The sequence below is a fragment of the Kocuria palustris genome, assembly GCF_016907795.1.
Taxonomy (GTDB): domain Bacteria; phylum Actinomycetota; class Actinomycetes; order Actinomycetales; family Micrococcaceae; genus Kocuria; species Kocuria palustris.
Genome location: NZ_JAFBCR010000001.1, coordinates 1,659,098 through 1,672,026 on the forward strand (window position 1 = coordinate 1,659,098; position 12,929 = coordinate 1,672,026).

Annotated in this window: 12 protein-coding genes, 2 tRNA genes and 2 pseudogenes; 13 read left to right on the top strand and 3 right to left on the bottom strand. The window is 68.9% G+C overall.

Annotation, left to right across the window (positions count from 1 at the left end):
• Positions 1–23 precede the first annotated feature (23 nt).
• The 7 genes from gyrA (at position 24) to JOE55_RS07410 (ending at position 5,967) form a co-directional block, all read left to right on the top strand.
• On the top strand, positions 24–2,663 hold the full coding sequence (gyrA, locus tag JOE55_RS07385; RefSeq protein WP_053446627.1) for a DNA gyrase subunit A: 2,640 nt from the start codon (positions 24–26) through the stop codon (positions 2,661–2,663).
• Positions 2,660–3,196, top strand: a complete 537-nt coding sequence (locus JOE55_RS07390) for a DUF3566 domain-containing protein (protein ID WP_204782490.1) — start codon at positions 2,660–2,662, stop codon at positions 3,194–3,196. Before gyrA ends, JOE55_RS07390 begins: the two co-directional genes overlap by 4 nt.
• Before the next feature lie 129 nt (positions 3,197–3,325).
• Positions 3,326–3,399, top strand: a tRNA-Ile gene (locus tag JOE55_RS07395).
• A gap of 35 nt (positions 3,400–3,434) precedes the next feature.
• A complete protein-coding gene (locus JOE55_RS13100) occupies positions 3,435–3,563 on the top strand; it encodes a DLW-39 family protein (RefSeq protein ID WP_235444544.1) in 129 nt (42 codons plus the stop codon).
• A gap of 22 nt (positions 3,564–3,585) precedes the next feature.
• Positions 3,586–3,658: transfer RNA gene (locus tag JOE55_RS07400), tRNA-Ala, on the top strand.
• An 83-nt stretch (positions 3,659–3,741) separates the two neighbouring features.
• The gene (locus JOE55_RS07405; RefSeq protein ID WP_204782491.1) at positions 3,742–4,548 is read left to right on the top strand and encodes a PIG-L family deacetylase; all 807 of its coding nucleotides are present in this window, start codon (positions 3,742–3,744) and stop codon (positions 4,546–4,548) included.
• 138 nt (positions 4,549–4,686) lie between these two features.
• Positions 4,687–5,967, top strand: a complete 1,281-nt coding sequence (locus JOE55_RS07410) for an Nramp family divalent metal transporter (protein WP_239547301.1) — start codon at positions 4,687–4,689, stop codon at positions 5,965–5,967.
• 125 nt (positions 5,968–6,092) lie between these two features.
• Here JOE55_RS07410 and JOE55_RS07415 read toward each other — a convergent pair whose 3' ends face one another.
• Complete coding sequence (locus JOE55_RS07415) at positions 6,093–7,043, bottom strand: hypothetical protein (protein ID WP_204782493.1); 951 nt, start codon at positions 7,041–7,043, stop codon at positions 6,093–6,095.
• A gap of 200 nt (positions 7,044–7,243) precedes the next feature.
• Between JOE55_RS07415 and JOE55_RS07420 the strand changes: the two genes are divergently transcribed.
• From JOE55_RS07420 to JOE55_RS07440, 6 genes and pseudogenes are all read left to right on the top strand, one after another.
• Entirely contained in the window at positions 7,244–7,786 is a 543-nt protein-coding gene (locus JOE55_RS07420; RefSeq protein ID WP_024289487.1) for a peptidylprolyl isomerase, read from the top strand.
• Between the two features lie 162 nt (positions 7,787–7,948).
• Positions 7,949–8,755 (top strand): rhomboid family intramembrane serine protease, encoded by an 807-nt coding sequence (locus JOE55_RS07425; RefSeq protein ID WP_239546511.1) that lies wholly within the window; start codon positions 7,949–7,951, stop codon positions 8,753–8,755.
• A 421-nt stretch (positions 8,756–9,176) separates the two neighbouring features.
• Positions 9,177–9,311, top strand: a pseudogene (locus JOE55_RS13575) (ATP-binding cassette domain-containing protein); the annotation flags it as partial.
• 158 nt (positions 9,312–9,469) lie between these two features.
• A pseudogene (locus JOE55_RS13580) lies at positions 9,470–9,838 on the top strand (FtsX-like permease family protein); the annotation flags it as partial.
• A 169-nt stretch (positions 9,839–10,007) separates the two neighbouring features.
• Entirely contained in the window at positions 10,008–10,175 is a 168-nt protein-coding gene (locus JOE55_RS07435) for a hypothetical protein (protein ID WP_204782494.1), read from the top strand.
• Between the two features lie 174 nt (positions 10,176–10,349).
• Positions 10,350–11,546 (top strand): globin domain-containing protein, encoded by a 1,197-nt coding sequence (locus JOE55_RS07440; protein WP_204782495.1) that lies wholly within the window; start codon positions 10,350–10,352, stop codon positions 11,544–11,546.
• 80 nt (positions 11,547–11,626) lie between these two features.
• Here the strand turns inward: JOE55_RS07440 and JOE55_RS13325 are convergent, their stop codons facing one another.
• Both JOE55_RS13325 and JOE55_RS13330 read right to left on the bottom strand, forming a co-directional pair.
• The gene (locus JOE55_RS13325; protein ID WP_338125457.1) at positions 11,627–12,283 is read right to left on the bottom strand and encodes a benzoate/H(+) symporter BenE family transporter; all 657 of its coding nucleotides are present in this window, start codon (positions 12,281–12,283) and stop codon (positions 11,627–11,629) included.
• Positions 12,265–12,864 (bottom strand): benzoate/H(+) symporter BenE family transporter, encoded by a 600-nt coding sequence (locus JOE55_RS13330; protein ID WP_275580799.1) that lies wholly within the window; start codon positions 12,862–12,864, stop codon positions 12,265–12,267. Before JOE55_RS13330 ends, JOE55_RS13325 begins: the two co-directional genes overlap by 19 nt.
• Between the last annotated feature and the right edge of the window lie 65 nt (positions 12,865–12,929).

Below are 12,929 nucleotides of genomic sequence, written 5' to 3' on the forward strand. Positions count from 1 at the left end.
GGAGAAGGACGGGAAGCGCACGAATGAGCGACGACAGCCAGGTCACCCCGGAGGAGCCGGAGAACCAGCCGGGCACCGAGGTCGAGGCCGCCACGATCACCGGCGATCGCGTGGAGCAGGTCGACCTCCAGACGGAGATGCAGCGCTCCTACCTGGACTACGCCATGGCGGTGATCGTCGGACGAGCCCTGCCGGACGTCCGCGACGGCCTCAAGCCGGTGCACCGCCGCGTCATCTACACGATGTACGACGGCGGCTACCGCCCGGACCGGTCCTTCAACAAGTCGGCCCGCGTGGTCGGCGACGTCATGGGCCACTACCACCCGCACGGCGACTCGGCGATCTACGACGCCCTCGTCCGCCTGATCCAGGACTGGGTCCAGCGCTACCCGCTGGCCCTGGGCCAGGGGAACTTCGGCTCCGCCGGCAACGACGGCGCCGCCGCCCCTCGATACACCGAGACCAAGATGGCTCCGCTGGCAATGGAGATGGTCCGGGACATCCACGAGGAGACCGTCGACTTCCAGGACAACTACGACGGCAAGTCGCGCGAGCCCACCGTGCTGCCGGCGCGGTTCCCGAACCTGCTGGCCAACGGCTCCGCCGGCATCGCCGTGGGCATGGCCACCAACATCCCGCCGCACAACCTGCGCGAGCTCGCCGACGGCGTGCAGTGGTACCTGAAGAACCCGGAGGCCAGCCGCGAGGAGCTGCTCGAGGCGCTGCTCAAGCGCGTCAAGGGCCCGGACTTCCCGGGCGGGGCGCAGATCCTCGGCCACAAGGGCATCGAGGACACGTACCGGACCGGCCGCGGCTCCATCAAGATGCGCGCGGTCGTCTCCGTCGAGGAGATCCACGGCCGCACCTGCCTGGTGGTCACCGAGCTGCCGTACATGGTCAACCCGGACAACCTGGCCATCAAGATCGCGGACCTGGTCAAGGAGGGCAAGATCGGCGGCATCGCCGACATGCGCGACGAGACCTCCGGGCGCACCGGTCAGCGCCTGGTGATCGTGCTCAAGCGCGACGCCGTGGCCAAGGTGGTGCTGAACAACCTCTACAAGCACACCCCGCTGCAGGAGAACTTCTCCGCGAACATGCTGGCCCTGGTGGACGGTGTGCCGCGCACGCTGTCCCTGGACGCCTTCATCTACCACTGGGTGCGCCACCAGATCGAGGTCATCGTCCGGCGCACCACGTTCCGTCTGCGTCAGGCGCAGGAGGAGGCGCACATCCTGGTGGGCCTGCTGAAGGCCCTGGATGCCCTGGACGAGGTCATCGCCCTGATCCGCCGCTCGCCCACCCCGGACGAGGCCCGCACCGGGCTGATGGAGCTGCTCGGGATCGACGAGGAGCAGGCCCAGGCCATCCTCAACATGCAGCTGCGGCGCCTGGCGGCGCTGGAGCGGCAGAAGATCCAGGACCGCTTCGCCGAGCTCGAGCAGATGATCGCTCGCTTCGAGGCGATCATCGCCTCCGAGGACCTGCAGCGCCAGATCGTCTCCGAGGAGCTCGAGGAGACCGTCGAGAAGTACGGCGACGACCGCCGCACCGAGATCCTGTGGGGCTACGACGGCGACATGTCCATGGAGGACCTGATCCCCCAGGAGGACGTGGTCGTCACGATCACCCGCGGCGGCTACGTCAAGCGCACGCGCATCGATCAGTACCGGGCTCAGCGCCGCGGCGGCAAGGGCATCCGCGGAGCGAATCTGCGCGGCGACGACGTCGTCGAGCATTTCTTCACCACCACCACGCACCACTGGATCCTGTTCTTCACGACCCACGGCCGCGTATACCGCACCAAGGCCTACGAGCTGCTCGAGGCCGGTCGCGACGCCAAGGGCCAGCACGTCGCCAATGTCATGGCCTTCCAGCCCGGCGAGCAGATCGCCCAGGTCATGGAGCTGTCGACCTACCAGGACGCCCCGTACCTGGTGCTGGCCACGCGCAGCGGCCTGGTGAAGAAGTCCCGGCTCGAGGACTACGACACCAACCGCACCGCCGGCGTGATCGCGATCAATCTGCGCGAGGGCGACGAGCTGGTCTCGGCCAAGCTCGTGGACTCCGACGACGACATCTTCCTGGTCTCGCGCAACGGCCAGTCCCTGCACTTCCAGGCCGATGACGAGGCGCTGCGACCCATGGGCCGCGCGACCTCCGGCGTGACCGGCATGAAGTTCCGCGATGACGACGAGCTGCTGGCCGCCGACGTCGTGGCGAAGGGCACCGAGAGCTACGTTTTCGTGGTGACCGAGGGCGGCTACGCCAAGCGCACGGCCATCGAGCAGTACCGGCGCCAGGGCCGAGGTGGGCTCGGCATCAAGGTCGCCAAGGTCGGGGATGAGCGCGGCAAGCTCGCCGGCGCCTTGATCGTGGGAGAATCCGACGAGGTCATGGTCGTCATGGCCTCCGGCAAGGTCGTGCGCTCTGCGGTCTCGGAGGTCCCCGCCAAGGGCCGCGACACCATGGGCGTCATCTTCGCCAAGCCTGCCCCCAAGGACTCGATCGTGGGTGTGGCCTGGAATGCCGAGCGCCACATCGAGGACGCGGTCGAGGAAGCCGTCGAGAACGGCACGGCTACGATTGCGGATCCGACAGCCGATGCTGCGGATGAGGATGTCGTAACGTTGGACGAAGTCAACAACGGAGGTAACGAATGAGCCCCGAGGCACGCTCTGGTGCGGCTGGACGTTCGAAGTCCGGCGGCGCTGGTCGGGGATCCTCCCCTAGCCAGGCCAAGAAGGCGGACAGCGCCAAGGCGTCGTCGTCCAGCAGCCGCACGCCCCAGCGGTCTTCGACCAAGGGACTGGTGCGGCCCGCGCCGCGCGCCAAGGTGCGCCGCGCGCGCCTGGTCGTGTCGCGCGTGGACACCTGGTCGGTGCTCAAGCTCGCGTTCCTGCTCTCGGTTTCGCTGGGCATCGTGGTGGTCGTCGCGGCCGTGCTGATCTGGATCCTGATGGACATCACGGGTCTGTTCAACGGCATCAACGAGCTCGCCGCCATGCTGGCGGGCCCGGGCGGCAGCACAGAGGTCCAGGAGGTCGTCTCCCTGGGGCAGGTAGCGATCTTCGCGACCATCCTCTCGGTCATCAACGTCATCCTGCTGACGCTGCTGTCGGTCATCGCCGCCATGCTCTACAACCTGGCCGCCGGCCTGATCGGCGGCATCGGAGTCACGCTGACCGACGACTGACCTGCGCGGCGCCGATGACGGGGATCCTCGATTGGTCCCGGTCGCGGCGATCGTGTAGAGTCCCTATTCGTTCCGCGACGGACAGACCCCTTGGTCGGTTCGAGTGGACGTGATCGGTCCGCCGGTCACGGGCGTATAGCTCAGACGGTTAGAGCGCTTCGCTGATAACGAAGAGGTCCCAGGTTCAATTCCTGGTACGCCCACGGTTCAACGGCATCCCAGTGCATCGGAGACCGGCATGAAGAACGCTTTCACGGCGATCGTGCTGGTGGTCGGTGCCGCCGGAGCAGGAGTCGCCGCCTGGCGGTTGCGCTCCGCAGATGCCGATCGCGCCGCTTGGCGCGAAGCCGCAGATCCCGTCGACTGAGTTCAGCTCGACAGGATGCTCCGGGGGCATGGCGCAATTGGTAGCGCATCTGCTTTGCAAGCAGAGGGTTAGGGGTTCGAGTCCCCTTGCCTCCACCGGATCCCATATCGACGACGGCCCCGCCTGATGGCGGGGCCGTCGTCGTGCGCCCGCCACTGATCTCAGGAGCTGCCCCGTCATGGCCGTGATCGTCTTCCTCCATGCCCACCCGGACGACGAGTCCTCGCAGACCGCCGGCACCATGGCCCGTGCCGCGGCGGAGGGGCACCGCGTGGTCGAGATCTTCGCGACCAACGGGGACTTCGGCACACCTCTGGAGGCGGCTGACGACGCCCAGGAGGTGCTCTCGGTCGCGGATCACCGACGCACGGAGGCAGCTGCCGCAGCGCAGGTGCTGGGCATCTCCCGGGTGGAGTGGCTCGGCTACCACGACTCCGGGATGACCGGCTGGGAGCAGAACGACGGCGAGGCCTGCTTCCACCGTGCTGACGTCGACGAGGCCGCACGGGCCGTCGCCGCGATCCTGGACGACGAGGGCGCCGATGTGCTGGTGGGCTACGACTGGCACGGCGGCTACGGGCATCCCGATCACGTGAAGGTCCATCACGTGGCCCACCGCGCGGCCGAGCTCGCCGCTTCGCGGCCCCGGCTGCTGGAGCAGTCCATGAACCGGGACCGGCTCCGGCAGCTGCGCGATCAGGCCCTGGCGGCAGGGGCCTCCCCGGACGAGGTCATGGACCCGGACGGCCCCGCCGATGACGGCAACGGCTTCGGGATCCCGGCCTCCGAGCTGCATTGGCAGCTCGAGCTGGATGACGAGCTGCTGGAGCTGAAGCGGCGCACCATGCAGTGCCACTCGTCCCAGGCGGATGTGCAGGGGATGCTGGCCATGCCGGCCGAGCACTTCCGGGCGTTCTTCGGGGTCGAGTCCTACCGGGAGCCGGGCCTGGAGCAGGAGCTGACCTCGCAGTGGCCGTTCGCCTGAGGAGGGCGTCGCTGAGACCTGCATGAGCTGCGGTGCCGGCTGATGTTCAGGATCTGGGCATCACCTGAGATACTCATGGCGCAGATCACGTCATCAGAAGGGTGAGTCATGTCCGCACCGAAGGAGTACCTGGGGCCCATGCCCCACATCGATCCGGATGAACAGCTCACCGCGATCCGTCGCTGGAAGATCATCGGCCCGGGCCTGGTCGTGGCCGGAACGGGCGTGGGCGCAGCCGACCTGGTCGCGACCCTGACGGCCGGCTCCCGCTACGGCTACGCCCTGCTGTGGGCGGTCATCGTGGGCACCGTCGTGAAGATCGTGCTGGTGGAGGGCGCCGGGCGCTACTCGCTGGCCACGGGCCGCACGATCTTCGAGGGCTGGCGCTCGCTGGGCAAGTGGACCACGGTCTACTTCGCGCCGTACATCATGATCTGGGGCTTCGTGTACGGGGCCACGGCCATGTCCTCGGCTGCCCTGCCGATCGTGGCGCTGTTCCCGAACACCATGCCGCTGCCGGCCTGGGCCATCCTGATGGGCCTGGCCGGCTTCTTCATGGTCTGGTTCGGCAAGTACGCGCTGGTGGAGAAGCTCACGGCCGTGATGGTCGGCATCATGTTCGTGGTGGTCGTGGGTCTGGCGATCATCGCCGCACCCAACATCCCGAGCATGATCGCCGGCCTGGTGCCCATGATCCCCGAGGGCGGACTGGTCTACACGCTGGCGCTGTCCGGCGGCATCGGCGGCACCATCACCCTGGCGGCCTACGGCTACTGGCTGCGCGAGAAGGGATGGGCCAGTCCCAAGTGGATGCGCGTCATGCAGCTCGACAACACGGTCGCCTACGTGGTCACCGGCATCTTCGTGCTCTCCATGCTGATCGTGGGCGCCGAGGTGCTCTATGCGGCGGGCGTGTCCATCTCCGCGACCGACGCCGGGCTGCTCGATCTGGCCGACGTCCTCAACGATCGCTACGGCCAGGCCATCGGCACAGCGTTCCTGATCGGCTTCTTCGCCGCGTCGTTCTCCTCGGTCGTGGGCGTGTGGTCGGGCGTCTCGCTGATGTTCGCGGACTTCTGGGGCCACCACCGCGATCTGCCCTCGGGTCACCCGGCCACCCGTCCGGGCGGCAAGTACGTGAAGTTCTACCTGCTGTGGATCACGTTCCCGCCCATGCTTCTACTGCTGCTGGGCCGTCCGATCTTCCTGATCCTGCTCTACGGCGTGCTGGGCGCGCTGTTCATGCCGTTCCTGGCGATCACGCTGCTGGGGCTGCTGAACACCAAGCGCACCCCCGACCGCTGGCGCAACGGCTGGGTCACCAACGGCGTGCTGATCATCTGCGCCGTGCTGTTCACGATCCTGGGCATCTACCAGGTCTGGGACACGCTCCAGGACGTGATCGGCTCCTTCGGCTGATCCCCGCCCCGGGGTCCGGCGGCACTCATGCCCCGGCCCCGGCATGCAGGACGACGACGGCCCCCTCACCTTTTCGGTGAGGGGGCCGTGCGGTGTGCGGCCTCAGCCGCTGAAGGCGATCAGGCTCAGGCCTGGCCGTCCTTCTTCTCGTTCTGGGTGCCGTTGATCTGGTCCTTGATCTCGTTGACCGTCTGCTTGGCATCCTCGGTCACGGACTTGGCCGTGTCCTTGACGCTCGAGTCGGCCTTGGCGTCATCGACCTTCACACCGTGGCCGGCGGCCACGGTGGTGGACTTGTCGACCGGGGAGGCCGTCACGCGCGGGGAGGTCGAGGCCGGGGTCTTCCAGGGATCCTGGACCGGACGCGAGGCCTTGAAGGCGGCGGCGCCGGCGACCAGGCCGGTCACGACCAGGCCGAGGACGAGCAGGCCGCGGCCGCCGCCCTTCTGCGCCTTCTTCTGCTGCTTGGCGTAGTCCTTGGACATGCGCGCGGCGGCCTTCTTGGCGTTCTTGACGGCCTTCTTGTTGCCGGTCAGGCGCGCGACGGCGGCCTCGAACTGCTCCGGGGTGTCGGCGTCGGCGAAGCGCTGGGCCAGCTGAGCGGCCGTGGCGTTGTAGCGCTCGGACACGGCCAGCTTGCCGTCGTTGGCGGCCTTCAGAGCCTTGGCGGCCTGCGGGGAGGCCTTCACGGCGGCACCGACCGGAGCGACCTTGGCGGCGACCTTCAGAGCCTTGGCGGCCTGCGGGGAGGCCTTCACGGCGGCACCGACCGGAGCGACCTTGGCGGCGACCTTGGCGACCTGCGGGGCCGACTTGGCGGCCTGCACGGCGGCGCGGCTGCGCAGCTCGGAGGTGGCGCCCTTGGCGCTGGCGGCGCCCTGCTGGACGTACGGGGTGGCGGTGTGGATGCCGCCGGCCAGCGAGATCGCGCCGGAGCGCACGCCGTCCTGCAGGCGCGGCGCCAGGGCGCCGATCTCCTTGGCGAGCCAGTCGCCGGCGTCGACGACGCGGTTCTCCACAGCGGCCTGACGCGCGGCGGCTGCCTTGGCGGCCTTCTTCTCTGCCCTCTTGCTCATGGAAGCTCCCTCCTCAGGGGTCTAGGATTCTTGGTCCAGCATACGGGCTGTGCCTGGGATGACCCATGGTGGAGGCCGTCGGGTCACCCATCACTCAGGGAGTTTTCAGCAGACGGCTGTGCTTTTTCACTCGCGGCGGAACGGGAACCGTCGTCGTCTCTTCTCCGCGACAAGCGAGCCGGTCATGGGATACTGGGGCCATGACTTCTCTTGCCACCGCTAAGGCGACCATCCACACGAACCACGGCGACATCGTCGTGGAGCTCTTCGGCAACCACGCTCCGAAGACCGTCAAGAACTTCATCGGTCTGTCCGACGGCTCCCAGGAGTGGGTGGACCCGAACACCGGCTCCAAGGGCGAGGGCCCCCTCTACAAGGACATCATCTTCCACCGCATCATCAAGGACTTCATGATCCAGGGCGGCGATCCGCTGGGTCAGGGCGTCGGCGGCCCGGGCTACATGTTCGACGATGAGATCCACCCCGAGCTCAGCTTCGACAAGCCGTACCTGCTGGCCATGGCCAACGCCGGCAAGCGCGGCGGCCAGGGCACCAACGGCTCGCAGTTCTTCATCACCACCTCGACCACCCCGTGGCTCAACGGCAAGCACACGATCTTCGGCGAGGTCGTCGACGACGCCTCCAAGAAGGTCGTCGACGAGCTGAACAGCGTGCGCACCGGCGGCATGGACCGCCCGGTCGAGGACGCCGTCATCACCTCGATCGACATCGAGCAGCTCTGAGCAGCACTCGCAGCACCCGATGATCCCGCGCTCGCGGCGATCGTCGACCCGCAGGGGCCCGGCCGATCGGCCGGGCCCCTGCGCCATATCCGACGGCGCAGGGCCCGCGACGACGGCGCCCCGCCGCCCAGCCAGGACCATCCATCGCACAGGAGCACACCGATGACCCAGGGACCCCACGAGCCGATCGGCGAGCCCGGATCTCCCCGCGATCCCCGCAGCGACAGCGGCCCGCAGCGGCCGCAGTACGGGCGGATGGCGGACCCGTCGCAGCCTGCTGGGCAGCCGAGCGATCCGCTGCAGGGGGCGTCGTGGCAGGCGGGGCATCCTGAGGCGCGTCAGGCTCGGCCCGCCCCCTCGGTTCCCTCTGTTCGCCAGGCTCGCCGGCGCGGGGGCGCCCTGGCCGTGACCTGGGTGCTGATCGGGATCAACGTGGCGGTCTACGCGGTGCAGTGGCTGCTGAGCCTGATGGGGATCAACCCCCTGGTGCTGCTGGGCCTGGCCCCCGGCTTCGTTTCGCAGGCGCCGTGGACGGTGATCACCAGCGGTTTCTCGCACTCGATGTCCAACCCCGCGCACCTGCTGCTGAACATGTACACGCTGTGGATCTTCGGCCGGATGCTCGAGCCGGAGATCGGGCGCGGGCGCTTCCTCACGGTCTATCTGCTCTCGCTGCTGGGCGGAGCGGCGGCGGTGCTGCTGCTCTCGCCCGCCTACACGTTCACCGTGGGGGCCTCCGGCGCGGTCTTCGGGCTGTTCGGCGCCGTGCTCGCCCTGGCGCTGTGGGGCGGGCGGCGCTATCGCGAGAACCTGTCCGGGATCCTCGTGCTGATCGGGTTCAACACGGCCTTCGGCCTGTTCTTCCCCGGCATCTCCTGGCAGGGCCACCTGGGCGGGATCGTGACGGGCATGGTGGTCATGGGCGCGCTGCTGGGACTGCGCGGGCGCGGCCGTCGCCCCCGTGGCTGAGACGCTGTGCACATCGGCTGTCCACAGACTGTGTCCACAGCGGTGGACGAACGCCATTCGTGTAATTCCACAAGTGTGAACAAGCCTGTGGATACCGATCAGGGCGGATCGAGCCCGCACTGTTCGCAGACATGTTCGACTTCTTCACACCTTTCTCCACACCTGTGGATAACTTTGTGAACCGGGTGGGGACGGTCTCGGAGTCATCCGCGGGGCGGGATGCCGATCAGACCGCGCTACCACGACGGGGCGCGGCGACGGGCACGAAGACCAGACCCGGGTCCGATGTGCCGACGATGCCCCGCGGCGCATCGTGGAGCCATGACAAGAGCTGTTCTCCACGCCCATGACCTCGCACAGCACTACGGATCGACGGCCGCCCTGGACGGGGTGAGCCTCACGATCGCCCCCGTGGGAGTCCGTGGCGATCACCGGGCCCTCGGGTTCGGGAAAGACCACGCTGCTCCACGCCCTGGCCGGGATCTCGGTCCCTGATTCCGGGCAGGTCCGCCTCCGTACCGCGGACAGCTCGGTCGCCGTCCAGGAGCTGTCGGCGGAGGAGCGGGCGCGGCTGCGACGGGAGCACTTCGGCTTCGTGTTCCAGCAGGGGCTGCTGCTCGATGAGCGTCGCGACCCTGTCCCGCTCCGGCTCTGCCGTGCCCCCGCCGGCCGTGCTCCGGTTGGAGCCACGACTACGCCGAGCCCGGGATGCGGATGCTGTACAGGGCCCTCAGCGCTGAGGCGCTGTGCATTCTCGGTCTGCCGCTCGTGCAGCTCGCTGGCGCTGCGGCCAAGCTGTCCGCGCGGCGGCGCGATGCGCGGCTGTCCTGGCTGCGCCTGCTGGGGGCAGGGAGGGCCATGCTGCATGCCCTCGTGCTCCTCGAGGCGCTTCTCCAGGCTGCGATCGGGCTGCTGGCCGGCCTGGGCATCTACGCGGCGCTGATCCCGGCCCTGGGCGGGCTGCATGTGGACGGTGTGCGGATCGGGGCCGCCGCCCTGGTGCTGCCCTGGTGGGCGATCGCTCTGTGCGTCGCCGCGCTGCTGGGCACGGCCGGTCTCGCCGCGGCTGCCGGATTGCGCCGGGTGAGCATCATGCCGCTGGCCGTGCGGACCCGTCGCGATGTCCCCGCCATGGGGACGTGGCGCGTGATCCTCCCGGTCCTGATGGTGCTCGCCGTCCTCCTCGGCGGGCGAGCCGTGCTGATCGATCAGGCCGCTGCGGGTCCTGCTGGTCATCGCCGTGGGAGCGACCGTGATCGTCCTGTCGCCCATGATCGGGGAAGGGGCGCTGATCTCGCCGATGACTCTGGCGGCCGTCGTCGTCGTGCTCGGAGCCGGTGCGGCCATGATCCCGATCGCCCTGCGGGCCACGAGGCCGGCACTGCGCCGCCGTGCCGAAGGAGGGCCTGCGGGAATGTGAGCCGTCCCCGGGACGGCGGCAACCGGTTGCCGGGGCTTGACCAAGATCAAGCCCCGGCCGCGGCGGCGGTGCAACGATCCAAGGTGCGGCCGGAACCGGCCGTCGGCTCAGCGCCTGCCGCGGGGGACCACCGAGGCGGCGATGGGGCGAAGCCCTGCACAGGAAGAGGAGCCCATGCTCTCCGAGTCAGCCCGCCCGCTCATCGAAGCCACCGCGCCCGTGATCGCCGAGCACCTTCCGGACATCGCGCCGAAGTTCTACAAGTCGATGTTCGAGGCGGAGCCGCAGCTGATCGAGGAGGGCATCTTCAGCCGCGCGAACCAGCGCACCGGTGAGCAGCCCCTCGCCCTGGCCGGCTCCGTGGTCGCCTTCGCCACCCACATCCTCAACCACCCGGAGTCCTACCCCGACGAGCTGCTCTCGCGCGTGGCCAATAAGCACACGTCGCTGGGCATCGTGGAGGGGCAGTACCCGATCGTGGAGAAGCACCTCCTGGGCGCGATCGCCGATGACTTGGGCGCTGCCCTGACCCCCGAGATCGCCGCGGCCTGGACCGAGGTCTACTGGCTCATGGCCGATGCCCTCATCAAGCTCGAGAAGGGCCTGTACTCCGAGCAGGCCAACGACAACGTGTTCAACGAGTTCACCCTCGTGGACAAGCGCGAGACCTCGGAGGGCACCTATGTCCTCACCTACGAGCCCGCCGACGACACCCCCATGACCGATGCGGTGGCCGGGCAGTACGTCTCGATCAAGGTGCGGCTGCCCGAGGGCATCGAGCAGTCCCGGCAGTTCACGCTGATCCCGGTCGACAGCCCCCGTCAGCGCCGCCTGGCCGTCAAGCAGGACATGGACGGGGAGGTCTCGCCGGTCGTGACCGCCATGGAGGTCGGCTCCACGGTCAAGCTGTCGAACCCGTACGGCGACGTGGTCCTCACCGGCTCCACCGCCCCGCTCGTTCTTATCTCCTCGGGCATCGGCGTCACGCCCATGGTCGCGTTCCTGGACCGTCTGGTCGCCGAGGGATCGCAGCGCCAGGTCACCGCGTTCCGCGTGGACTCCTCGGACGCGGCGGCGCCGCTGCTCGAGGAGCAGAAGGCCCTCATCGAGAAGCTGCCGGAGGCGCGTTTCGAGCGCTGGACGGTCGAGGAGGGCGAGGCCGACCACATCGGCCGTGCCGACTTCGGTGCCCAGGGCGTTGACGCGGGTGCGGAGGTCTACCTCTGCGGCAGCCTGGACTTCATGAAGGAGACGCGCTCTGCCCTGATCGGCGCCGGCATCCCGGGCAAGCAGATCCGCTACGAGATCTTCGGCCCGGACCTGTGGATGCTCCACGACGACGCCGTGGAATACCACGCCGACGCCGAGTGACCTCGGTCGGCGAGTGAGTCGAGCCGGCGCGCAGTGATCTCACACGAGGCCGGCCGCGCCTGGAACCCAGGTGCGGCGGGTCAGTGGAGCCCCAGGTGGTCCTGGGGCTCCAGGACGCGGGAGACGACGTAGCCGAAGAGGGTGCCCCAGAACGCGGCGTGGATGTTGAACAGGTCCAGCCCGGAGACCGTCACCACGAACGTGACCAGGGCGCCGAACGTGAAGCGCGTGGAGAACGCGGTGACGAACGCCCCCTGCAGCGCCTTGATCATGGCGATGCCGCCCAGGGCCAGCACGAAGGCCTCCGGGGTGGCGAGCATGAACCGCGTGAACACCGGGGCGAACAGGGCGAAGACCAGCGAGAGCACGCCGTAGGTGACAGCCGCCGTGTACTGCCGCTGCTTCTGCCCCGATGCCGTCAGGAGCACGTTCGTGGGGCCGGTGACGCAGGCGGAGACCGCGCCGACCGACGCATTGACGATCGAGAAGGCGCCGGAGGCCACGGCGAGCGAGTTGATGGGCGGGTCGTGCTCGGCCTGGCGCAGCACGGCGATGCCCTGGCCGTTCTGCACCACGAGCACCGTCATCGCCAGCGGCACCAGCAGCTCGAGCTGGGCGCCCAGGGTGAACTCGGGCGCGGTGAAGACGGGCTGGGCCGGCACGCGGCCGTCGGCCTCGAAGCGGAACTGGCCCGTGGCGACCACCATGACCAGCCCGATCAGCAGGGTCCCCAGCACCGGGGCATGCGCTTGCCGAGGGCGGGCACCGCGGTGAGCAGGACGAACACGATGACCATCGGCAGGGCGATCGCCGGGGCAGAGGTGGAGGCGTCCACGACGTCCGTGCCGAAGCGCAGGAAGATCACCGCGACCATGGCCATCACGATCGGCATGGGGATCGCGGCCATGGCCCTGCGCACCACACCGGTCATGCCCAGTCCCATGACCAGGACACCCGTGGTGAAGAACACACCCACGACCTCCGGGAAAGACAGGTGCTGCAGCGACGGCCCCAGCAGCACGGTTCCCGGGATCGACCAGGCGAAGCCGAAGGGGCGGCGGAACAGCAGGGACATGAAGATGGTCGCCAGCCCCGCCGAGAGGAAGATGCCGAAGACCCAGGAGGCGATCTGCTCATCCGACAGCCCGCCGGAGGCGCCCACGGCCAGCGTCTCGGTGATCGGCCCGGAGGCTGAGAAGATCAGGCCGATCAGGCCGTTGACCGCGTACTCGGGACTGAGGTCGCGCAGCAGCTGCCGAGGCCCGGCGGGGGAGAGGTCGGGCCGCTCGAGGACCGGAGCACGCTGCCGCGTCGACATGGGACTGCCCGGTGGCTGGACGGCGGACGGATTCCGCTCAGTCCACCAGAGCCGGCCCCCCGGCG

What these genes read in the sequence shown, in the direction of transcription:
- gyrA (WP_053446627.1), top strand. Translation starts at nt 24, where the DNA reads ATGAGCGACGACAGCCAGGTCACCCCGGAGGAGCCGGAGAACCAGCCG.
- JOE55_RS07390 (WP_204782490.1), top strand. Translation starts at nt 2,660, where the DNA reads ATGAGCCCCGAGGCACGCTCTGGTGCGGCTGGACGTTCGAAGTCCGGC.
- JOE55_RS13100 (WP_235444544.1), top strand. Translation starts at nt 3,435, where the DNA reads ATGAAGAACGCTTTCACGGCGATCGTGCTGGTGGTCGGTGCCGCCGGA.
- JOE55_RS07405 (WP_204782491.1), top strand. Translation starts at nt 3,742, where the DNA reads ATGGCCGTGATCGTCTTCCTCCATGCCCACCCGGACGACGAGTCCTCG.
- JOE55_RS07410 (WP_239547301.1), top strand. Translation starts at nt 4,687, where the DNA reads ATGCCCCACATCGATCCGGATGAACAGCTCACCGCGATCCGTCGCTGG.
- JOE55_RS07415 (WP_204782493.1), bottom strand. Translation starts at nt 7,043, where the DNA reads ATGAGCAAGAGGGCAGAGAAGAAGGCCGCCAAGGCAGCCGCCGCGCGT.
- JOE55_RS07420 (WP_024289487.1), top strand. Translation starts at nt 7,244, where the DNA reads ATGACTTCTCTTGCCACCGCTAAGGCGACCATCCACACGAACCACGGC.
- JOE55_RS07425 (WP_239546511.1), top strand. Translation starts at nt 7,949, where the DNA reads ATGACCCAGGGACCCCACGAGCCGATCGGCGAGCCCGGATCTCCCCGC.
- JOE55_RS07440 (WP_204782495.1), top strand. Translation starts at nt 10,350, where the DNA reads ATGCTCTCCGAGTCAGCCCGCCCGCTCATCGAAGCCACCGCGCCCGTG.
- JOE55_RS13330 (WP_275580799.1), bottom strand. Translation starts at nt 12,864, where the DNA reads ATGTCGACGCGGCAGCGTGCTCCGGTCCTCGAGCGGCCCGACCTCTCC.